The organism is Pseudomonas sp. FP2254, assembly GCF_030687695.1.
Taxonomy (GTDB): Bacteria; Pseudomonadota; Gammaproteobacteria; order Pseudomonadales; family Pseudomonadaceae; genus Aquipseudomonas; species Aquipseudomonas quebecensis.
The window spans coordinates 49,430-70,559 of record NZ_CP117444.1; the positions used below are offsets into that span (position 1 = coordinate 49,430).

Here is a 21,130-nt window from a genome sequence, read left to right on the forward strand (position 1 = left end):
AGCAGGCGGCGCGTCCATTCAACCGGACCGCTGCTGCCTGATCCGTTTCTACTCCTTCTGCTCACTGCCTGTCGTGGAAATCCATTGCTTCATCGAACACAGCGCAAACGCGCTGGTGCTGCAATCCCCGGTGGCCAAGGCAGTGCGTAATTTGTCGATATCGGCGCGCATCATGTAGCGAACACCGTCCTTGAAGCCATTACTGCTGCCAAACCCGCCCAACGACATTTCGTTCAGCGCATCCTCTTTGCTCCACCCTTGAATCACCACCCGATACATCGCCGCCATCAGGCCGGTGCGGTCCGAGCCGTGCTTGCAGTGCATCAACACCGAGCCATTGGCTTCTGCCTGTCGGATTGCGCGCAATGCGGCCAATACATCTGAATCGTCTACGTGGTTGGTGCGATACGTCAGCTGCACTTGTTTGATATCGGAGTCGGCGAGCCAGCTGTCATCGGATTCGGGCAGGAAGTTGATGACGGTGCCAACGTTCAGTTTTTCCAGCAGAGGCAGCGCGCGGCTGTCCGGCAAGCCGCTGCGGTAGAGCGTGGGCGTCATCTGGTGCAAGTTGTAGTGAGCGTCGATCGGTTGGGCCCATTCGGGGGACCGGACGGAAGTGACGATTGCGTCGGCCTGCACAGAAACATTGGCGAATAGACTGACGAGCGCCAGGCACAGGGCAGGTAACACGGGGTGTTTCAGCATGGTCGACGTAACCGAAAGGAGGTGGTGAGTGGTCGTCAGAGTGGGTGACGTCGAGTCAATGCCGTGTGAGGCGTTCGTCAAAGAAACGTGATCGGCGAGCAGCGCTGCCGCTGTTTTCTGGGCTGAATCGATTCCCTTGATGCTTAGCCTGCTATCATTCGTAACTATTCATGACAGCCGCGTTCTATCTATCTGAACAGGTTGGATCCAATAGCTGTTCATATTCCCCAAGCCGCTCGCTAGAAGCGGCTGATCAATCCGTGACCACATGATGAGGTGCACCCATGTCTGATCAAGATCAAGACAACCCCCGGCGTGATTTTTTGCGCAAATCCTTGACCTTGATCCCGGTGGTCACGGTTGCCAGTACCAGCTTGGGTGGTTCGATGCTGATGGCGACGCCTGAACCGGTCCAGGCCAGTCCGGCTAGGCCAGCAGTTAGCGAAAAAGCCTACGAACCCAGCTACTTCACGGCTGAGGAATGGGCGTTTATTCACGCCGCAGTCGCGCGCTTGATCCCTGCCGATGACCAAGGCCCCGGCGCCCTTGAAGCGGGTGTGCCTGAGTACATCGACCGTCAGATGAACACGCCCTATGCCAGCGGTGCGCTGTGGTACATGCAGGGGCCGTTCAACGCCGATGCCGCACCGGAGATGGGCTGGCAGAGCAAGCTGGTGCCCAAGGAAATTTATCGCCTGGGCATTGCTGCGACGGATGCATGGTCCAAGGCGTTCAACGGCAAGGTCTTTGCCGCTCAAGACAGCGCTACCCAGGAGGACATGCTGCGTCGCCTGGAAGCTGGCGGCGGTGAAGTGGCCGACCATTTCGAGGCGGTGCCGGCCAGGATGTTCTTCAATCTGTTGCTGCAAAACACCAAGGAAGGTTTCTTCTGCGACCCGATTCACGGCGGCAATAAAGGTATGGTCGGCTGGACCCTGATCGGCTTCCCCGGCGCGCGCGCCGACTTCATGGATTGGGTGGAACGCAACGAGCAATACCCCTTCCCGGCAGTTTCCATCCGCGGCGAGAGGGCATAAACGTGGCGACCATCATGAAAAAAGTCGATGCGGTGATCGTAGGTTTTGGCTGGACCGGCGCGATCATGGCCAAGGAGCTGACGGAAGCGGGTTTGAACGTGGTTGCGCTGGAGCGCGGCCCGATGCAGGACACTTACCCCGATGGCAACTATCCCCAGGTCATCGACGAACTGACCTACAGCGTACGTAAAAAACTCTTCCAGGACATTTCCAAAGAGACCGTGACCATTCGCCATAGCGTGAATGACGTCGCCCTGCCCAACCGTCAGCTGGGCGCATTTCTGCCGGGCAACGGTGTGGGTGGAGCGGGCCTGCATTGGTCCGGCGTGCATTTCCGTGTCGACCCGATCGAGTTGCGCATGCGCAGCCACTATGAAGAGCGCTACGGCAAGCATTTCATTCCCAAGGACATGACTATCCAGGACTTCGGCGTCAGTTACGAAGAGCTGGAGCCGTTCTTTGATTACGCGGAGAAAGTCTTCGGCACCTCCGGCCAGGCCTGGACCGTCAAGGGTCAAGTGGTGGGTGAAGGCCGCGGCGGTAACCCTTATGCGCCGGACCGCTCCAACCCGTTCCCGCTGGAGTCGCAGAAAAACACCGTCTCTGCACAGCTGTTTCAGAAGGCGGCTGCCGAGGTGGGTTACAAACCCTACAACCTGCCATCCGCCAACACCTCGGGACCATACACAAACCCCTACGGGGCGCAGATGGGGCCATGCAATTTCTGCGGGTTCTGCAGTGGCTACGTCTGCTACATGTACTCCAAGGCGTCGCCGAACGTGAACATCCTGCCGGCGCTGCGGCAGGTGCCGAATTTCGAACTGAGGCCCAATTCCCACGTACTCAAGGTCAATCTCGACAGTACCAAGAGCAAGGCCACCGGCGTGACCTACATCGACGGCCAGGGTCGCGAGTGCGAGCAGCCGGCGGACTTGGTGATTCTTGGCGCGTTCCAGTTCCACAACGTGCGCTTGATGCTGCTGTCGGGTATCGGCAAGCCTTACGACCCGATCAGTGGCGAAGGCGTGGTGGGCAAGAATTTCGCTTACCAGAACATGGCCACCATCAAGGCGTTCTTCGACAAAGACACGCACACCAATAACTTCATCGGTGCAGGCGGCAACGGTGTGGCCATCGATGACTTCAACGCCGATAACTTCGACCACGGCCCCCACGGTTTCGTCGGCGGCTCGCCGATGTGGGTCAACCAGGCCGGCAGCCGGCCGATCGCCGGCACGTCCAATCCTCCAGGTACGCCCGCCTGGGGCAGTGCCTGGAAGCGCGCCACCGCTGATTACTACACCCATCAGGTGTCGATGGATGCCCACGGCGCCCATCAATCCTACCGGGGTAATTACCTGGATCTGGACCCGGTCTACCGCGATGCCTACGGCCTGCCATTGCTGCGGATGACATTCGATTGGCAGGAAAACGACATCAAGATGAACCGCTTCATGGTCGAGAAGATGGGCAAGGTCGCTCAGGCAATGAACCCCAAGGCGATCGCCGTGTTGGGCAAGAAGGTCGGTGAGCACTTCAACACTGCGTCTTACCAGACCACCCACCTCAACGGTGGCGCGATCATGGGCACCGACCCGAAAACCAGTGCGTTGAACCGCTACCTGCAATGCTGGGATGTACACAACGTGTTTGTCCCGGGCGCATCCGCTTTCCCACAAGGCTTGGGCTACAACCCTACCGGCCTGGTGGCGGCACTGACTTATTGGTCGGCCCGTGCGATTCGCGAGCAGTACCTGAAAAATCCCGGCCCGCTGGTTCAGGCATAAGGAGCGATGAGCATGAAAAAATTCGTTATCGCGACCTTGGCGCTGCTCAGCAGTTGCTCGATCAGCGCCGCAGAAACCGACTTGATCAAGCAGGGCGAATACCTTGCTCGTGCCGGTGACTGCGTGGCCTGCCACACCGCCAAGGGCGGCAAACCCTTCGCCGGTGGCCTGCCGATGGAAACCCCCATCGGTGTGATCTATTCCACCAACATCACCCCGGACAAGACCGGCCTGGGTGATTACAGCTTCGAGGACTTCGACAAGGCCGTGCGCCAGGGTGTCGCCAAAAGCGGTAGTACGCTTTACCCAGCCATGCCCTACCCGTCTTACGCTCGTGTCAGCGAAAGCGATATGCAGGCGTTGTACGCGTATTTCATGAAAGGCGTCGAGCCGGTCGCCCAGGAGAACAAGGACAGCGATATTCCCTGGCCGTTGAGCATGCGCTGGCCGTTGACGGCGTGGCGCTGGATGTTTGCGCCGGCCGTTGAGGACTACCAGGCCAAGGCGGGGGCCGACCCGGTGATCAGTCGCGGCGCCTATCTGGTGGAGGGCCTTGGCCACTGTGGCGCGTGCCATACGCCGCGCGCCCTGACCATGCAGGAAAAAGCCCTGAGTGCTCAGGACGGCAGCGCGTTTCTGTCCGGCAGTGCGCCGTTGGAAGGCTGGATCGCCAAAAGCCTGCGCGGTGACCACAAGGACGGGCTCGGTAGTTGGAGCGAGGAACAATTGGTGCAATTTCTCAAGACCGGTCGCAGCGACCGCAGCGCAGTGTTTGGCGGCATGAGCGATGTGGTAGTGCACAGCATGCAGTACCTGTCGCAAGACGACCTGACGGCTATCGCCCGGTACCTCAAGAGTCTGCCGGTGGTGGACCCCAAGGATCAGCCGCACCAGTACGACAAGCAGGTGGCGCAAGCCCTGTGGAAGGGCGACGACAGCCAGCGCGGCGCCTCGGTGTATATCGACAACTGCGCGGCGTGCCACCGTACCGACGGGCATGGTTATACGCGGGTGTTCCCGGCGCTGGCGGGCAACCCGGTGTTGCAGACGGCGGACGCGACGTCGCTGATCAACATCGTGTTGAACGGCGGCACTTTGCCGGCCACCCACACGGCGCCGTCCACCTTCACCATGCCGGCGTTCGCCTGGCGTCTTTCGGATCAGGAAGTGGCGGATGTGGTGAGTTTTATCCGTGGCAGTTGGGGCAACCAGGGAGCGCCGGTAAAGGCCAGTGAAGTGGCGGACCTGCGCAAAAACGACATGCGCACCACCTCGGGTGACGATCTGGGGCAAGTGACGCAAAAGCACTGACAGTGTGCTGACCCGCCAAACGGCACTGGTCAGATCCTTCGCGCCTCGATACTGTATATAAAAACAGTATCGAGGCGTTCTTATGTCCACTGCGCTGCCACCCCGTGGCCGGGGCACGGCCACTAACCTGCACAACCGCTTTGCGCCCACGGTCAGCGTGGCCGAAGACGACGGCTGGCACCAGGAAGTGCCGCCGACCCAAGGCACTGAAGTGCGCATTGAAACGGCCAAGACCATCATCACCCGTAATAACTCGCCGGATTTGCCGTTCGACCGTTCGATCAACCCCTATCGCGGCTGCGAACACGGCTGCATCTACTGCTACGCGCGGCCCAGCCATGCCTATTGGGACATGTCCCCGGGGCTGGATTTCGAAACCAAGCTGATCGCCAAGAGCAACGCGGCTGACGTGCTGGAGCAGCAACTGTCCAAGCCCGGCTACGTGTGCGCACCGATCAACCTGGGTTCCAATACCGATCCCTACCAGCCCATTGAGCGCGAGTACCGCATCACCCGCCAGATCCTGGAGGTGCTGCTGCGCTACCGACATCCGGTGACCATCATCACCAAGGGCTCGCTGATCCTGCGCGACCTGGATCTGCTCACCGAGCTGGCGCGCCAGCGTCTGGTGGCGGTGATGATCAGCCTCACCAGCCTGGACGACGAACTCAAGCGCATCCTTGAGCCGCGCACGGCGGCGCCCAAGGCGCGGTTGCGGGCGATTCGAGTGATGCGTGAGGCGGGGATACCGGTGGGCGTACTGTGTTCGCCGATGATCCCGATGATCAACGACAGCGAACTGGAAAGCCTTTTGGCCGAGGCCCATACCGCCGGAGCCCAGAGCGCGGCCTACATGATGTTGCGCCTGCCGCTGGAGGTGGCGCCGCTGTTCGAGGAGTGGCTGGCGGCGCATTACCCGCAGCGCGCCGCCCATGTGATGAGCCTGGTGCGCCAGGTGCGGGGCGGTGAGGTGTATGACAGTCGATTTGGCGTACGCATGCGCGGTGAAGGGCCGTTTGCCGACCTGCTGGCGCAGCGCTTCAGCAAAGCGATCAAGCGCCTGGGTATGGATCGCCGGGAAGGCTTCAATCTGGATTGCGAGGCGTTCTGCCCACCGGGCAGACAAATGGCATTGTTGTAGACTGGCTGGGAAGAATGCACCGCTACTGTAGGAATAGTCGCGTTTTGATATCACTGAAACCCGCGATCTAGAGCGGTTCATTCAGTTTGAGTTAAGTTTCGATGGTTACCTTGTTCGGCGAGTGACTGATGAGTCGGCCCTGGAGCCCGCGGCGTTTTACAACTATTCCACTATCCAGGCGTCGAACTGAGCTGAAAACTCCCCTGCATTAATCAAGAGGATGAATCATGAGTGATAAGGATAAACAGCCGTTGGCTGCGTCGGCATCAGCCCCTCAGGTGGCGGAATCCGCCGATGCAGCGCTGCAGCATATCGTTGACGGTTTTTTGCATTTCCATCACGACGTCTTCCCTCAGCAGGAAGAACTCTTCAAGAAACTCGCCACGGCCCAGAGCCCGAGGGCGATGTTTATTACCTGCGCCGACTCGCGCATCGTCCCTGAACTGATTACTCAAAGTTCGCCCGGCGACCTGTTCGTTACCCGTAACGTCGGTAACGTAGTGCCCCCTTACGGGCAGATGAACGGCGGTGTGTCCACGGCAATCGAGTACGCGGTACTCGCCCTCGGGGTACAACACATCATCGTCTGCGGGCATTCCGATTGCGGCGCCATGCGCGCGGTCCTCAACCCCGACAGCCTGGAGAAGATGCCGACGGTCAAGGCCTGGCTGCGGCACGCCGAGGTCGCCAAGGCCATGGTTCATGACAACTGCGACTGCGCCAATGAAGGCGAGAGCATGAAGGTGCTGACCGAAGAAAACGTCATCGCCCAGTTGCAGCATTTGCGCACCCACCCTTCGGTGGCTTCGCGCATGGCCAACGGTCAGTTGTTTATCCATGGCTGGATTTACAACATCGAGACCAGCGAAATTCGCGCTTACGATGCGGATGAATCGGCGTTCCGACCGTTGAGCGGTTCCGGACCTATCCCTTGCGCGACGCCTAAAGCGCGCTTCTAAAACACTTCCCTGCCGGGTAAAGCGGTGGCTGCCATGGACGCAGCCAGGCTTTACCGCGCCCGGCGAATGCCTCGGGAGAGCCATCATGCGTGCTGCTCAATTGAAAGCTGTATTGCCACGGGAGTTGCTTGCTTCGGTGGTTGTGTTTCTGGTCGCCCTGCCCTTGTGCATGGGTATCGCCATTGCGTCCGGCATGCCGCCGGCCAAGGGCCTGATCACCGGTATTATCGGTGGCCTCGTGGTGGGCTGGCTGGCGGGGTCGCCGCTGCAAGTCAGCGGCCCGGCGGCGGGTTTGGCGGTGCTGGTGTTCGAGTTGGTGCGCCAGCACGGCATGCTGATGCTGGGGCCGATCCTGTTGTTGGCGGGGTTTCTGCAACTGGTGGCCGGGCGTTTGCGTCTGGGCTGCTGGTTCCGCGTGACGGCACCGGCGGTGGTCTACGGCATGCTGGCGGGCATTGGCGTGCTGATTGTGCTGTCGCAGATTCATGTGATGCTCGATGGCGCGCCCAAGCCCTCGGGGCTGGATAACCTGGCGGGCTTCCCGGCAGCACTGGTCGAAGCTATCCCCACCCTCGGTGGCGGCCTCGGCTGGCAGGCGGGAGTGCTCGGCTTGTCCACGATGCTGGTGATGTACCTGTGGGACAAGCTGCGCCCGCAGTCGCTGCGCTTCGTGCCGGGCGCCCTGCTCGGTGTCGGCCTGGCCACGGTCACCAGCCTGGTGCTGGCGTTGCAGGTCAAGCGGGTTGAGGTGCCCGAGAACCTCGCCGACGCGATCGACTGGCTGCGCCCCAGCGACCTGCTCAACCTGGCCGACCCACAATTGTTGATCGCCGCGTTTGCCGTTGCGTTTATTGCCAGTGCCGAAACCCTGCTCTCCGCGGCCGCTGTGGATCGCATGCACAGTGGTCAACGTTCCGATTTCGACAAGGAATTGTCCGCCCAAGGCGTAGGCAACATGCTGTGCGGCCTGGTGGGCGCCCTGCCGATGACCGGTGTAATCGTGCGCAGTTCGGCCAACGTACAGGCCGGTGCTACCACGCGATTGTCTGCCATGTTTCACGGCGTGTGGCTGCTGGGTTTTGTGCTGCTGCTGTCGAGCGTGCTGCAAAGCATTCCGGTGGCGAGCCTGGCGGGTGTGCTGGTGTACACCGGGATCAAGCTGGTTGACCTCAAGGCCTTCAAGGCATTGGGACGTTATGGCCGGATGCCGATGTTTACCTATGCCGCGACCGCACTGGCGATCATCTTCACCGACTTGCTGACCGGCGTGCTGGTGGGTTTTGGTCTGACGCTGGTCAAGCTCGCGTTCAAGGCGTCACGCTTGAAGGTGAGCCTGATTGATCTGCCTCAGGACGGTGAGATGGAGTTGCGCTTGATCGGCGCGGCGACATTTCTCAAAGTGCCGGCGCTGACCCAGGTGCTGTCGACCGTGCCGGCCGGCACCACTGTGCATGTGCCGCTCAATAACCTGAGTTACATCGATCATTCCTGTCTGGAGTTGCTGGAGGAATGGGGGCGGGCCAATGCTGCCAAAGGGTCGAAGTTGGTGATTGAAGCGCGAGGGTTGAAACGCAGGCTCGAAGGCCGCATCAGGATGACGACGGGGATCGGCTCGGCACCCTCTATCGGCTGACCGAGTCGAATCAACATGTGGGAGAGGACCGGCTCCCTCCCACATCAGATTGAAAGTTTAAGCCGGGCGATCCAGCGCCAGTTCAACCCCCAGCTGGCGGGAAAGGCAAGGCCAGCGCTTCCACGCCGCTTCCGTCTCCGGGCTTTTGAGCTGCTCGCGATAGGCTTCGACGGATTCCAGCGCAAAGCTGTCTTCGTTGAGCATTTCATCCACGGCATGGTGTACGACTTCATCCAGTTGGTTGGCGAACGTTTCGCCGATCAACTGATGGGCAATCACGTTGGCCACGGTGGTATCCGCCGGAATCAGAGGCTGGCCAAAGTGTTTGATATACAAGTCGTTGACCTCTTCCACCAGACGATGGGCCAGGTACGCTTCGTCCAGCAGGCCGTCGAGCCCTTCATGACCTTCCAGCATGGCGGGCGGCTGCAGGAAAAAATGCTCGGCGATCTTCAGCACAGGCTTGATCTGGCTTTCGATACCGGCTTCGCGGGCCACGTCGTTGGCGGCCTCGAGCAACTCCGGGACAAGATCGATGTAAGCAGTGACGAAGCGGGTCATGACTAAGTTGCGATCATCAGCAGCAAGGGAAATGGCCGAATGCAGATCCGGCAATTGTTTTTCCAGTTGCAGGGCAAGCTGGCCCGTTGTGGCTTCGTGTTGATGGGCACGGGAAATCTGCTCGCGCAATGCGGCGGTGTTCATGAAGGCTCCAGTCAAGCAGGTGTAGGAATAGGGACAGCATAAGTTAGCTCGTTTATACGAGCGGCTAAGACGCATTTGTCATAATTATTTCACGGTTATGCGCAGGGGTTATATCGAATAGCCATCGTTCGTCGGAAAAACGATTCCGCACCCGGGTTTATTGAGTTTCTCCGATCATTTTCGCTCATTTGCCCCTACACATTGCGGGGTTGCAGACCCTGTCTATACTCGGATTTGTACGCGATTAGCTGATGACGCCAGACTGCATAAGCAGGCAAGGCTAAGCGGTTGTAAGCAGTATGGAAGCCGCTCCCTTCGACGCAGGTGCACAACCGGCGGGATAACAAGAACGATAAGGGGAACTCGCAATGATGCGACATCCACATGTTTGGATGGGCCTCCTGTTGTGGTCGGTATTCGGCCAGGCGCACGCCGCCTGGACCACGAATATGGCGCCAGGGGCGACAGAAGTCAGTCACGCGGTGTTTGACCTGCACATGACCATTTTCTGGATCTGTGTAGTGATCGGCATCGTCGTGTTCGGCGCCATGTTCTGGTCGATGATCGTCCACCGCCGCTCCACCGGCCAGGTCGCGGCCAAGTTCCACGAGAGCACCACCGTGGAAATCCTCTGGACGGTCGTGCCCCTGCTGATCCTGATCGCGATGGCCATCCCGGCCACCAAGACCCTGATCAATATCTATGACAGCAGTGAGTCGGACATCGATATCCAGGTCACCGGCTACCAGTGGAAATGGCATTACAAATACCTGGGCCAGGATGTTGAATTCTTCAGCAACCTGGCCACGCCGGCGGAGCAGATCCGTAACCAGGCCACCAAGGGCGAGCATTACCTGCTGGAAGTGGACCAGCCGCTGGTGCTGCCGGTGGGCGCCAAGGTGCGCTTTCTGGTGACCGCCGCCGATGTGATCCACTCCTGGTGGGTGCCGGCGTTTGCGGTCAAGCGTGACGCCATCCCCGGATTCGTCAACGAAGCCTGGACCCGTATCGAAAAGCCTGGCCTCTACCGTGGTCAATGCGCTGAGCTGTGCGGCAAGGACCACGGCTTCATGCCCATCGTGGTGGAAGTCAAATCCAAGGCCGACTACGACACCTGGCTCGGCGAGCGCAAGGCCGACGCCGCCAAGCTCAAGGAGCTGACCTCCAAAGAGTGGACCCTTGAAGAGCTGGTGGCCCGTGGCGACAAGGTTTACCACACCACTTGTGTGGCCTGTCACCAGGCTGAGGGCCAGGGCTTGCCGCCGATGTTCCCGGCGCTCAAGGGCTCGAAAATTGCCACCGGGCCTGCGGCCGATCACCTGAGCCTTGTCTACCACGGTAAGCCTGGCACTGCGATGGCCGCGTTCGGCAAGCAGCTCTCGGAAGTGGATATCGCCGCCGTAGTGACCTACGAGCGCAACGCGTGGGGCAACAACAAGGGCGACATGGTCACGCCTAAAGATGTGTTGGCCATCAAGCAGGCGGAAAGCAAATGACTTCTTTCATTGCAAATGCCCTGAACCGCCCCGCCCCTTCTTTTGCAGGAGAACGGCCATGAGCGCTGTGATCGATGACCATGGCCACGCCAGTGACCACGCCCACGGCCCCGCCAAAGGATTGATGCGCTGGGTGCTGACCACCAACCACAAAGACATCGGCACGATGTATCTGTGGTTCGCCTTCACCATGTTCCTGCTGGGCGGCTCCTTCGCCATGGTGATCCGCGCCGAGTTATTTCAGCCGGGGTTGCAGATCGTGGAGCCGGCGTTCTTCAACCAGATGACCACGATGCACGGTCTGATCATGGTGTTCGGCGCGGTAATGCCGGCGTTTGTCGGCCTGGCCAACTGGATGATCCCGCTGATGATCGGCGCGCCCGACATGGCGCTGCCACGCATGAACAACTTCAGCTTCTGGCTGTTGCCGGCGGCGTTCCTGTTGTTGGTGTCGACCTTGTTCACGCCGGGCGGAGGGCCGAATTTCGGCTGGACCTTCTATGCGCCGCTCTCCACCACGTATGCGCCGGAAAGCGTGACGTTTTTCATCTTCGCCATCCACCTGATGGGCATCAGCTCGATCATGGGTGCGATCAACGTGGTCGCCACCATCCTCAACCTGCGCGCCCCCGGCATGACGTTGATGAAGATGCCGCTGTTTGTGTGGACCTGGCTGATCACCGCCTTCCTGCTGATTGCGGTGATGCCGGTGCTGGCGGGCTGCGTGACCATGATGCTGATGGATATTCACTTCGGCACCAGCTTCTTCAGTGCCGCCGGTGGCGGTGATCCGGTGCTGTTCCAGCACGTGTTCTGGTTCTTCGGCCACCCCGAGGTGTACATCATGATCCTGCCGGCCTTCGGCGCCGTCAGCTCGATCATCCCGACTTTTTCGCGCAAGCCGCTGTTCGGTTACACCTCGATGGTCTACGCCACGGCGAGCATCGCGTTCCTGTCGTTCATCGTGTGGGCGCACCATATGTTCGTGGTGGGCATTCCGCTGGTGGGCGAGTTGTTCTTCATGTACGCCACGTTGCTGATCGCCGTGCCGACGGGGGTGAAGGTGTTCAACTGGGTGAGCACCATGTGGCAAGGCTCGCTGACCTTCGAGACGCCGATGCTGTTCGCCGTGGCCTTCGTGATCCTGTTCACCATCGGCGGTTTCTCCGGCTTGATGCTGGCCATTGCGCCGGCGGACTTCCAATACCACGACACCTACTTCGTGGTGGCGCACTTCCATTACGTACTGGTGCCCGGCGCGATCTTCGGCATTTTCGCTTCGGCGTACTACTGGCTGCCGAAATGGACCGGCCACATGTACGACGAAACCCTGGGCAAGCTGCACTTCTGGCTGTCTTTCGTGGGCATGAACATGGCGTTCTTCCCGATGCACTTCGTGGGCCTGGCCGGCATGCCGCGGCGGGTGCCGGACTACAACCTGCAGTTCGCCGACTTCAACATGGTGTCGTCGATCGGCGCGTTCATGTTTGGCGCCACGCAAATCTTCTTCCTGTTTATCGTGATCAAGTGCATCCGTGGCGGCCCACCGGCACCGGCCAAACCGTGGGATGGCGCCGAAGGGTTGGAATGGAGCATTCCATCGCCGGCGCCGTACCACACCTTCACCACGCCGCCGGAGGTCAAATGAAGACGCTGATCCCTTGTGGGAGGGGACTTGCCCGCGATGACGGTATGTCAGCCGACATCAGCCTGGTTTGCGGCGCAGCAGGTGGACGCCATGGCTGACTCCGTGCCCCTCAAGCGCCTGGTCACCCGGCTGTTGATCCTGGTAGTGGCGATGTTCGCCTTCGGCTTCGCGCTGGTGCCCATCTATGACGTGATGTGCAAGGCGTTCGGCATCAACGGCAAGACCGCAGGGCAGTACGAGGGCTCGCAGGTAGTGGACCCGTCGCGCCAAGTGCGCGTGCAGTTTCTGGCCACTAATGCCATCGACATGGTCTGGGAATTTCGCTCCAAGGCCGATGAGCTGGTGGTCAACCCCGGGGCGGTCAACGAGATGCTGTTCGTAGCCTACAACCCCAGCAAAAAACCGATGACTGCGCAGGCGATCCCGAGCATTTCCCCGGCCGAAGCGGCGGTGTACTTCCACAAAACCGAGTGCTTTTGCTTCACACAGCAAGTGCTGCAGCCCGGCGAGCGCATCGAAATGCCCGTGCGTTTCATCGTCGACCGTGACATGCCCAAGGATGTGAAGCATCTGACCCTGGCGTACACGCTGTTTGATATCACCGCGCGCCAACCGCCCGTGGCCGCCCACAGCGGCGGCTAGCTACTGTTTGCCCGCTCAATCAGGAGAGCGAATACATGTCGACTCATGATACGTACTACGTACCAGCGCAAAGCAAATGGCCAATAATTGCCACGTTCGGCCTGTTGACCACCGTGTACGGCCTGGGTCTGTGGTTCAACGATCTCAAGGCGGCGCGCCCGGAATCCCACGGGCCGTGGATCTTTTTCGTCGGTGGCTTGCTGTTGGCCTACATGCTGTTCGGCTGGTTCGGCGCGGTAATAAAGGAAAGTCGCGCCGGTTTGTACAGTGCGCAGATGGATCGCTCGTTCCGCTGGGGGATGAGCTGGTTCATCTTTTCCGAAGTGATGTTCTTTATCGCGTTCTTCGGCGCGCTGTTCTATGTGCGCCATGTGTCCGGTCCCGCGTTGGCCGGCGAAGGTCCCAAAGGCATTGCGCACATGCTGTGGCCGAACTTTGAATTTGCCTGGCCGTTGCTCAACAACCCGGACCCGAAACTCTACCCTGCGCCGGAAGGCACTATCAGCCCGTGGGGCTTGCCGCTGGTCAATACGATTCTGCTGGTCAGTTCCAGCGTCACCATCACCATCGCCCACCATGCCCTGCGCAAAGGCCATCGCGGCGCGCTGAAACTCTGGTTGGCTATCACTGTTCTGCTGGGCCTGGCGTTCCTGGGGTTCCAGGCTGAGGAATATATCCATGCATATAAGGAACTGGGCCTGACATTGGGCTCGGGCGTGTACGGCGCGACGTTCTTTATGCTCACCGGTTTCCACGGCGCCCACGTCACCATCGGCACGGTCATTCTATTTGTGATGCTGATGCGCATCCTGCGTGGGCATTTCAATGCCGAGCACCAGTTCGGCTTCGAAGCGGCCAGTTGGTATTGGCACTTTGTGGATGTGGTGTGGATCGGCCTGTTTTTCTTCGTATACGTGCTGTGAGGCGTTTCACCACGGCGCGTGCGACACCAGCTGGCCGCTGAAAAAGCCCCAGGTGATCAATCCCAGGGTGATCACGGCCAGCACCACGCGCACGGTCAGGGCGGTGACGAGGCGGCTGGAGTGGCCCTCGTCCTTGACGAGGAAGAACAAGCCACTGAACAGGCTCACGACGGTCGCGATCAGCATCAGGGCAATGGCTGCTTTGAGCATGGTGCGGCTCCTGGGCTTTCAAGGGGAGGGGCGATGGAATCCAGTATAGCCAGTGCCTGGCAGCGCTTTCGTCCCGGTATCGCGCCGACGGTAGTGGTGCTACTGCTGTTACCGCTGATGGTGGGGCTGGGCTGCTGGCAGCTGTCTCGCGGCCAGGAAAAGCAGGCGTTGATGGACAGCTACGCAGAGCGCCGCGCCGCCGAACCCATCACCAGCGACCAGCTCACGCAACAGGTGGACCCCGCATTTCGCCGAGTTCACCTGCGCGGGCGGTTCGATGCCGAACACAGCGTACTGCTCGACAACCGCATGCGCGATGGCAAGGCCGGCGTCGAGCTGCTGCAACCCTTCCATGACCAGGCCAGCGGTCTGTGGTTGCTGCTCAATCGCGGCTGGCTGCCCTGGCCGGACCGGCGCACGCCGCCGGCCTTCACCACCCCTGAACAACCGCTGAATCTCGACGCCTGGGTGTACGTGGCACCGGGCGAGACCTTCCAGTTGCAGGCCGACCCGGTCGTGTCGAGTTGGCCGCGCTTGCTCACCGCACTGCACCCGGTCGCATTGTGGGCGGAGCTGGGCCGCAGCGGTTATGCCTACGAGCTGCGCGCCGAACCTGGTCCTGCCACCTACGAAACCCAGTGGCCGGTAGTGGCCATGGGGCCGGAAAAACACTTGGCGTATGCCGTGCAGTGGTTCGCCATGGCAGTGGCGCTGCTGGCGCTTTATCTCTATCTCGGATGGCACCACACAAAAAAGGAGAAGCCCCATGGGAGCGGCCATGAATCCACCCGACCTGTCTGAGCTGCCCGACCGCCGCAAAGGTCGCTGGCAATTGATCCTGATCCTGCTGATGGTCATCGGCCCGATGGTGTTGGCCACGCTCATGTACAAGCTGCAGTTCTGGGTGCCTGACAGCCGCAGCTATCACGGCGAGATGATCGGTGATGGCCAGACCCGCGCCGATATCGGCGTGCAGGCCGACGAGCAGCGCTGGCAACTGTTGGTGACCGCGCCCACCGCCTGCGCCACCGATTGCCGGCAACTGGTGTATCTGGCCCGGCAGCTGCAGATCGGTCTGGGGCGCGATGCCTCCCGCGCCAGCCACGCGCTGGCCAGCGCGCAGCCGCTGAGTGCGGACTACGACGCCAGGCTCAAGGCCGAATATCCGCAGTTGCAACGCTATGTGCTGGATCTGTCGACCTTCAACCGAAACGCCGCCGCGCCGGGTGAGGCGCAGCTGTGGATCGTCGACCCCCACGGCAACCTGGTTCTGCGCTACGACGCCACGGTCAAGGGCAAGGATCTGCTCAACGACCTGCGTCACCTGCTGAAACTGTCAAATATCGGATAAGGGCATCGTCATGGCCAAACCTGGATTTCGCCTCGCGTTGTTTGCCACCCTGCTGGCGCTGATCGTCGTGCTGCTCGGTGCCTATACGCGCCTGACCCACGCCGGCCTGGGCTGCCCTGACTGGCCCGGTTGCTACGGCTTTATCGCCGTGCCCAACAGCGAAGCCCAGCTAGCCCATGCCGAGCTGCATTTTCCCGATACGCCGGTGGAGGCTGGCAAAGGCTGGAGCGAGATGATCCACCGCTACTTCGCCGGCACCCTGGGGTTGGTGATCGGCGTGCTGGCGGCGCGGTGCTGGAGCCATCGGCGCGATTCCGGCCAGCCGGTGAAATTGCCGCTGTTTTTGTTGGTCGTTGTAGTTGCCCAGGCCGCGTTCGGCATGTGGACGGTGACGTTGAAGCTGTGGCCCCAGGTCGTCACCGGGCATCTGCTGGGCGGCTTTGCCACCTTGAGCCTGCTGTTCCTGTTGACCCTGCGATTGTCCGGCGTACTGCCGGCGCTGGTCGTGCCCAGGCGCCTGCAGTATTGGGCGACGGCCGGGCTGGTGCTGGTGATCGGACAGATCGCCCTGGGCGGCTGGGTGAGCTCCAACTACGCGGCGGTGGCCTGCATCGACCTGCCTACCTGCCATGGTCAATGGTGGCCGGCGGCGGACTTTGCCAACGGCTTTCACCTGACCCAGCACATCGGCCCGAACTACCTGGGCGGGCAACTCGACAGCGAGGCGCGCACGGCCATTCACCTGACCCACCGCGTGGGCGCGGTTATCGTCACTTTGGCTCTGCTCGGCCTGGCCTGGCAACTGCGCGCAGTGGGCATGACGCGGCTGGCGGGCCTGTTGCTGATCGCCCTGGCCGCGCAGATCGGCCTGGGCTTGAGCAATGTGTATTTCCATCTGCCGCTGCCGGTGGCCGTGGCCCATAACTCCGGTGGCGCCGGGTTGTTGCTGACGCTGGTGCTGGTCAATTACCACGCGCGTACCAGCCTGGTGCGGGCGCGCAGTCAGCGGCCGTACGGCTGGCGTTTTATCCCGCGCAAACCGGTATCGGGCCTGATCACCCTTAAAGGAGAGATGCCATGGCGACCTTGACCGGCGCGCGGCACGACCAGGCGCTCTGGCGCGACTATCTGGAGCTGACCAAGCCGAAAGTGGTGGTGCTGATGCTGATCACGTCCCTGGTCGGTATGTTTCTCGCAACCCGCGCAGGGGTGCCGTGGACAGTACTGGTTTTCGGCAACCTGGGGATCGCTCTGTGCGCCGGCGGCGCGGCGGCGATCAACCACGTGGTGGACCGGCGGATCGACGCCGTGATGGCTCGCACCCACAAGCGGCCGCTGGCGCAAGGGCGCGTGCAGCCCGTGGCCGCGCTGGCCTTTGCGTTGGTGTTGGCGGTGGCCGGGCTTACGCTGTTGCTGGCGTTTACCAATGCGCTGGCGGCGTGGCTGACCTTGGCGTCGTTATTGGGCTATGCGGTGATCTACACGGGTTTTCTCAAGCGCGCGACGCCGCAGAATATCGTCATCGGCGGCCTGGCCGGGGCCGCGCCGCCGTTGCTGGGCTGGGTTGCGGTTACCGGGCATGTCAGCGCCGAGCCGCTGCTGCTGGTGCTGATTATCTTCGCCTGGACCCCGCCGCACTTCTGGGCCCTGGCCATTCACCGCAAGGAGGAATATGCCAAGGCCGATATTCCGATGCTGCCGGTAACCCACGGCGAGCATTACACCAAGGTGCATATCCTGCTCTACACCTTCGCCCTGCTGGCGGTAAGCCTTATGCCCTATGTGATCCATATGAGCGGCCCGCTCTACCTGGGTTGCGCGCTGGTCTTGGGTGCGCGCTTTCTGCAATGGGCCTGGGTGTTGTACCGTGGCGGTCGGCCGCACGCGGCGATCAACACCTTCAAGTACTCTGTCTGGTACCTGTTCCTGCTGTTTATCGCGCTGCTCGTAGACCACTACTTACTGTTGAACCTATGACTCGAACTCAAAAAACCGTCTTTATCCTGGTGGCCATCGTCGCGTTGATCATGGGCCTGACCGTCAACAAAGTGCTCAACGGCAAAGGCCAGGGCGACCCGACCGCGTTAATCGACGCCGGCATTATCCTGCTGCCGCAAAGCCGTGCGCTGCCGCCGGTGACCATGGCCAATCAGGACGGCCAGCCGGTGCTGATCAATGAATTGAAGGGCAAGTGGAGTCTGCTGTTCTTCGGCTACACCTTCTGCCCGGACATCTGCCCTACTACCCTCGCCCAGCTGCGCCAGATCAAAAGCGAGCTGCCCAAGGACGTTGTGGATAAACTTCAGGTGATCCTGGTGAGCGTCGACCCCAACCGCGATACCCCGACCCAGCTCAAGCAATACCTGGGCTATTTCGATCCGCAATTCCAGGGTCTGACCGGCGCAAATGTGGCTGAGGTGCAAAAGGTCTCGAACGCCGTGAGTATCCCGTTCATCCCGGCCGATACCAGCAAGCCCAACTACACCGTCGATCACAGCGGCAACCTCGCGCTGATCGGCCCGGACGGTACGCAACGTGGTTTTATCCGCGCGCCGTTGAACAACCAGAAGCTGGTGGCGCAATTGCCAGGGTTGTTGCAGCGTCAGTAATAGCCGACACACCACACATGTGGAAGGGGGCTTGCCCCGATAGCAGAGTGTCAGCCGATGTAGATGCCGACTGAAGCACTGCCATCGGGGGCAAGCCCCCTCCCACATTTGCTTTGTGTTGCCTGAGGGATCGGGGCCAGCGTCTGCTGTTGATCGGAATCGAGTTCACGCCGTAATGCTGAATCGAGATGCAAGCCCATCAGGTGGCCGATGTCAGAGGCACTACGGTTGGTCGTCGATTAGCACATTCGAATCTTGCACAAACCTAATGTGGGAGGGGGCTTGCCCCCGATAGCAGAGTGCCAGTCGATGTAGATGCCGACTGAAGCATTGCTATCGGGAGCAAGCCCCCTCCCATATTGTTGATCGCGAGTGGACTGGGGATCAGGTTGTTTCTTCAGGATCAGAACGCCGGCTTGATCGCGCCTTTGTATTTTTCTTCGATGAATTGCTTCACCTCAGGGGTGTGCAAAGCGGCGATCAGTTTCTTCACGGCGTCCGCGTCCTTGTTGTCTTCGCGGGTGACCAGGATGTTCACATACGGCGAGTCGCTGCCTTCAATCAACAGGGCGTCCTTGGAAGGGTCCAGCTTGGCTTCCAGGGCGTAGTTGGTGTTGATCAGCGCCAGGTCGACCTGGGTCAGCACGCGCGGCAGGGTGGCGGCTTCCAGTTCGCGGAACTTCAGGTTTTTCGGGTTGGCGGTAATGTCTTTGGTGGTCGACAGAATGTTGGTTGGGTCCTTCAGGGTAATCAGGCCGTTGTTGGCCAGAAGCAGCAGGGCTCGGCCGCCGTTGGTGGCGTCGTTCGGGATCACAACGTTGGCGCCGCTTGGCAGCTCGTCCAGCTTCTTGAATTTGCTCGAGTACGCGCCCAGGGGCTCCAAGTGCACAGCGCCGACACTCACCAGGTGAGTGCCTTTGGCTTTGTTGAATTCATCCAGGTATGGCTGGTGCTGGAAGAAGTTGGCGTCCAGGCGCTTTTCGGCCACTTGTACGTTGGGCTGCACGTAGTCGGTGAAGACTTTGATCTGCAGGTCCACGCCTTCTTTGGCCAGCGCAGGCTTCACGAATTCCAGGATTTGCGCATGCGGCACTGGCGAAGCAGCGACCTTGATGGTCTCGGCGTGAGCGGAAAACGCGGCAACGGCGGCGAAAGCAACCAGTAGTTTTTTCATCCAGCAAGCTCCTTGTTCGGGCATCTGCCGGCACCAGGCCGGCCATGGCCGTTATTTGCGAGAAAAGTGCACCACCAGCTTGTCGCCGACGGTTTGCAGAATTTGCACCAGGATCATCAGCATCACCACGGTGACCACCATTACATTGTCCTGGAAACGCTGGTAACCGAAACGGATCGCCAGGTCGCCCAGCCCACCGGCACCGACCACGCCGGCCATCGCCGTATAGGAAACCAGTGTAATCGCGGTCACGGTAATTGCCGCGAAAATGCCGGGGCGTGCTTCGGGTAGCAAGGCGTTGGTGATGATCTGGCGCGTGCTGGCACCCATCGACTGCGTGGCCTCGATGATGCCGCGGTCCACTTCACGCAGGGCGGTTTCCACCAGACGTGCGAAGAATGGCGTGGCGCCGATAACCAGCGGCGGAATCGCGCCCGCAACGCCCAGCGTGGTGGCCTCGTCCATGTATATGCCGGTGATCAGTTTGGTTAATGGAAGCATCACGATCAGCAGGATGATGAACGGCAGCGAACGCAGCATGTTCACGACCAGCGACAGAAAGGCGTACAAGCCTTTTTGCTCGAACAGCTGACGTGGGCTGGTCAAGAACAGCAGCACGCCCAGGGGCAGGCCCAGCACGACCGTGAAGAACAGCGAGCCGAGCAGCATGGTCATGGTATCGCCGGTGGCGAGCCAGATTTCGGACCAGTCGATGTCGGCGAAGAAATTCAGGAACAGGTCCATTAGCGCAGCACCTCCATGTGGACGTCGGCGGCGGTGAAGCGCGCAAATGCGGCTTCCATGTCACCGCCAGTGAAGGCGAGGGTCAGTTGCCCGTAGGGGATGTCTTTGATGCGGTCGATTCGGCCGGCCAGGATGCTGTAGTCCACCCCCGTTTCGCGGGCGACGGTACCCAGCAATGGCGCGTAGGTCGCCTCGCCTTGGAACGTGAGCCGCACGATGCGGCCTGGTACGTGGGCGAAGTCATCGCGCTGTTCGCCTTCGTCGACCTGTTCGGCTTCCTGTACGAAACGCTTGGTGGTCGGGTGCTTGGGGTGCAGGAACACATCGGCCACAGGGCCTTGCTCCACGATCACACCGGCGTCCATCACGGCGACCTGGTCGCATACGCGACGGATCACGTCCATTTCATGGGTGATCAGCACGATGGTCAGCTTCAACTCGCGGTTGATTTCAGCCAGCAGTTGCAGGACCGACGCGGTGGTCTGCGGGTCGAGTGCGCTGGTGGCTTCGTCGCACAGCAAAATCTTGGGCTTGGTCGCCAGGGCGCGGGCGATGCCGACGCGTTGCTTCTGGCCGCCGGACAATTGCGCCGGGTACTTTTTGGCGTGGTCCGACAAGCCGACGCGGGCCAGCAGTTCAGCCACGCGTTGGTCGATAGCCTTGCGCGACAAATCGCCGGCCAGGGTCAACGGCAGCGCCACGTTGTCGGCGACAGTCTTGGACGCCAGCAGGTTGAAGTGCTGGAAGATCATGCCGACCTGCTGGCGGAAACGGCGCAGGCCGTTGGCGTCCAGGGCGGTGACTTCTTCGCCATCGACCGTGATCTGACCGCCACTGGGCTCTTCCAGGCGGTTGATCAGGCGTAGCAGTGTGCTTTTACCCGCACCCGAATGGCCGATCAGGCCGAACACCTGGCCGTTCTCGACACGCAGGCTGGTGGGATGCAGCGCGGGGATATCCCTACCGTCGACACGGTAGGTTTTATGGACGTTTTGAAACTCGATCACGTAGCGAACCTTGTGGGGCGCATGAAAAGGGGATCAGCGGTTAGCCGG

Annotated in this window: 21 protein-coding genes; 15 read left to right on the forward strand and 6 right to left on the reverse strand. The window is 60.8% G+C overall.

The window, feature by feature from the left end; genetic code table 11:
• Positions 1-48: 48 nt before the first annotated feature.
• Positions 49-705 (reverse strand): tyrosine-protein phosphatase, encoded by a 657-nt coding sequence (locus tag PSH94_RS00245; RefSeq protein WP_305436045.1) that lies wholly within the window; start codon positions 703-705, stop codon positions 49-51.
• 284 nt (positions 706-989) lie between these two features.
• Between PSH94_RS00245 and PSH94_RS00250 the strand changes: the two genes are divergently transcribed.
• The 6 genes from PSH94_RS00250 to PSH94_RS00275 all read left to right on the forward strand — a co-directional run bounded on the left by PSH94_RS00250 (position 990) and on the right by PSH94_RS00275 (position 8,573).
• Positions 990-1,742 (forward strand): gluconate 2-dehydrogenase subunit 3 family protein, encoded by a 753-nt coding sequence (locus PSH94_RS00250; RefSeq protein ID WP_181077447.1) that lies wholly within the window; start codon positions 990-992, stop codon positions 1,740-1,742.
• 2 nt (positions 1,743-1,744) lie between these two features.
• A complete protein-coding gene (locus PSH94_RS00255; protein WP_181077446.1) occupies positions 1,745-3,529 on the forward strand; it encodes a GMC family oxidoreductase in 1,785 nt (594 codons plus the stop codon).
• A gap of 12 nt (positions 3,530-3,541) precedes the next feature.
• The gene (locus PSH94_RS00260) at positions 3,542-4,840 is read left to right on the forward strand and encodes a cytochrome c (RefSeq protein WP_305436046.1); all 1,299 of its coding nucleotides are present in this window, start codon (positions 3,542-3,544) and stop codon (positions 4,838-4,840) included.
• An 82-nt stretch (positions 4,841-4,922) separates the two neighbouring features.
• Positions 4,923-5,981 carry a PA0069 family radical SAM protein gene (locus tag PSH94_RS00265; RefSeq protein WP_305436047.1) on the forward strand — a complete coding sequence of 353 codons (1,059 nt, stop codon included), beginning with the start codon at positions 4,923-4,925 and terminating at the stop codon, positions 5,979-5,981.
• 227 nt (positions 5,982-6,208) lie between these two features.
• The gene (locus PSH94_RS00270) at positions 6,209-6,940 is read left to right on the forward strand and encodes a carbonic anhydrase (RefSeq protein WP_181077441.1); all 732 of its coding nucleotides are present in this window, start codon (positions 6,209-6,211) and stop codon (positions 6,938-6,940) included.
• An 85-nt stretch (positions 6,941-7,025) separates the two neighbouring features.
• On the forward strand, positions 7,026-8,573 hold the full coding sequence (locus PSH94_RS00275) for a SulP family inorganic anion transporter (RefSeq protein ID WP_253509872.1): 1,548 nt from the start codon (positions 7,026-7,028) through the stop codon (positions 8,571-8,573).
• Between the two features lie 57 nt (positions 8,574-8,630).
• Here PSH94_RS00275 and PSH94_RS00280 read toward each other — a convergent pair whose 3' ends face one another.
• Positions 8,631-9,278: a hypothetical protein gene (locus PSH94_RS00280; RefSeq protein ID WP_305436048.1), complete on the reverse strand. Its 648-nt coding sequence runs from the start codon at positions 9,276-9,278 to the stop codon at positions 8,631-8,633.
• A 368-nt stretch (positions 9,279-9,646) separates the two neighbouring features.
• Between PSH94_RS00280 and coxB the strand changes: the two genes are divergently transcribed.
• The 4 genes from coxB (at position 9,647) to PSH94_RS00300 (ending at position 13,987) form a co-directional block, all read left to right on the forward strand.
• Positions 9,647-10,774, forward strand: coding sequence for a cytochrome c oxidase subunit II (gene coxB, locus PSH94_RS00285; RefSeq protein WP_181077437.1), 1,128 nt, complete (start codon positions 9,647-9,649; stop codon positions 10,772-10,774).
• A 58-nt stretch (positions 10,775-10,832) separates the two neighbouring features.
• Complete coding sequence (ctaD, locus tag PSH94_RS00290; protein ID WP_034101690.1) at positions 10,833-12,422, forward strand: cytochrome c oxidase subunit I; 1,590 nt, start codon at positions 10,833-10,835, stop codon at positions 12,420-12,422.
• A 90-nt stretch (positions 12,423-12,512) separates the two neighbouring features.
• Positions 12,513-13,064: a cytochrome c oxidase assembly protein gene (locus PSH94_RS00295; RefSeq protein ID WP_181077434.1), complete on the forward strand. Its 552-nt coding sequence runs from the start codon at positions 12,513-12,515 to the stop codon at positions 13,062-13,064.
• Positions 13,065-13,099: 35 nt separating this feature from the next.
• A complete protein-coding gene (locus PSH94_RS00300; protein ID WP_253509873.1) occupies positions 13,100-13,987 on the forward strand; it encodes a cytochrome c oxidase subunit 3 in 888 nt (295 codons plus the stop codon).
• A 6-nt stretch (positions 13,988-13,993) separates the two neighbouring features.
• Here the strand turns inward: PSH94_RS00300 and PSH94_RS00305 are convergent, their stop codons facing one another.
• Positions 13,994-14,197, reverse strand: coding sequence for a twin transmembrane helix small protein (locus PSH94_RS00305; protein ID WP_181077430.1), 204 nt, complete (start codon positions 14,195-14,197; stop codon positions 13,994-13,996).
• A 33-nt stretch (positions 14,198-14,230) separates the two neighbouring features.
• Here PSH94_RS00305 and PSH94_RS00310 point away from each other — a divergent pair, with 33 nt between their 5' ends.
• Genes PSH94_RS00310 through PSH94_RS00330 form a run of 5 tightly spaced genes read left to right on the forward strand, consistent with a single transcriptional unit; the run spans position 14,231 to position 18,157 of the window.
• Positions 14,231-14,998, forward strand: coding sequence for an SURF1 family protein (locus PSH94_RS00310; protein WP_181077429.1), 768 nt, complete (start codon positions 14,231-14,233; stop codon positions 14,996-14,998).
• Positions 14,964-15,548 (forward strand): hypothetical protein, encoded by a 585-nt coding sequence (locus PSH94_RS00315; protein WP_181077427.1) that lies wholly within the window; start codon positions 14,964-14,966, stop codon positions 15,546-15,548. Before PSH94_RS00310 ends, PSH94_RS00315 begins: the two co-directional genes overlap by 35 nt.
• A gap of 10 nt (positions 15,549-15,558) precedes the next feature.
• Entirely contained in the window at positions 15,559-16,638 is a 1,080-nt protein-coding gene (locus PSH94_RS00320) for a heme A synthase (RefSeq protein ID WP_305436049.1), read from the forward strand.
• The gene (gene cyoE, locus PSH94_RS00325) at positions 16,626-17,525 is read left to right on the forward strand and encodes a heme o synthase (protein ID WP_305436050.1); all 900 of its coding nucleotides are present in this window, start codon (positions 16,626-16,628) and stop codon (positions 17,523-17,525) included. The genes PSH94_RS00320 and cyoE overlap by 13 nt, the downstream gene beginning before the upstream one ends.
• Entirely contained in the window at positions 17,522-18,157 is a 636-nt protein-coding gene (locus tag PSH94_RS00330; protein ID WP_181077422.1) for an SCO family protein, read from the forward strand. Before cyoE ends, PSH94_RS00330 begins: the two co-directional genes overlap by 4 nt.
• A gap of 403 nt (positions 18,158-18,560) precedes the next feature.
• On the opposite strand, the gene PSH94_RS00335 is transcribed toward PSH94_RS00330, so the two are convergent.
• From PSH94_RS00335 to PSH94_RS00345, 3 genes are read right to left on the reverse strand one after another with little or no spacing between them, the layout of a single operon-like run.
• A complete protein-coding gene (locus PSH94_RS00335) occupies positions 18,561-19,331 on the reverse strand; it encodes a MetQ/NlpA family ABC transporter substrate-binding protein (RefSeq protein WP_266245257.1) in 771 nt (256 codons plus the stop codon).
• 51 nt (positions 19,332-19,382) lie between these two features.
• Positions 19,383-20,075: a methionine ABC transporter permease gene (locus PSH94_RS00340; protein WP_266245259.1), complete on the reverse strand. Its 693-nt coding sequence runs from the start codon at positions 20,073-20,075 to the stop codon at positions 19,383-19,385.
• Positions 20,075-21,082 (reverse strand): methionine ABC transporter ATP-binding protein, encoded by a 1,008-nt coding sequence (locus PSH94_RS00345; protein WP_305436051.1) that lies wholly within the window; start codon positions 21,080-21,082, stop codon positions 20,075-20,077. Before PSH94_RS00345 ends, PSH94_RS00340 begins: the two co-directional genes overlap by 1 nt.
• Between the last annotated feature and the right edge of the window lie 48 nt (positions 21,083-21,130).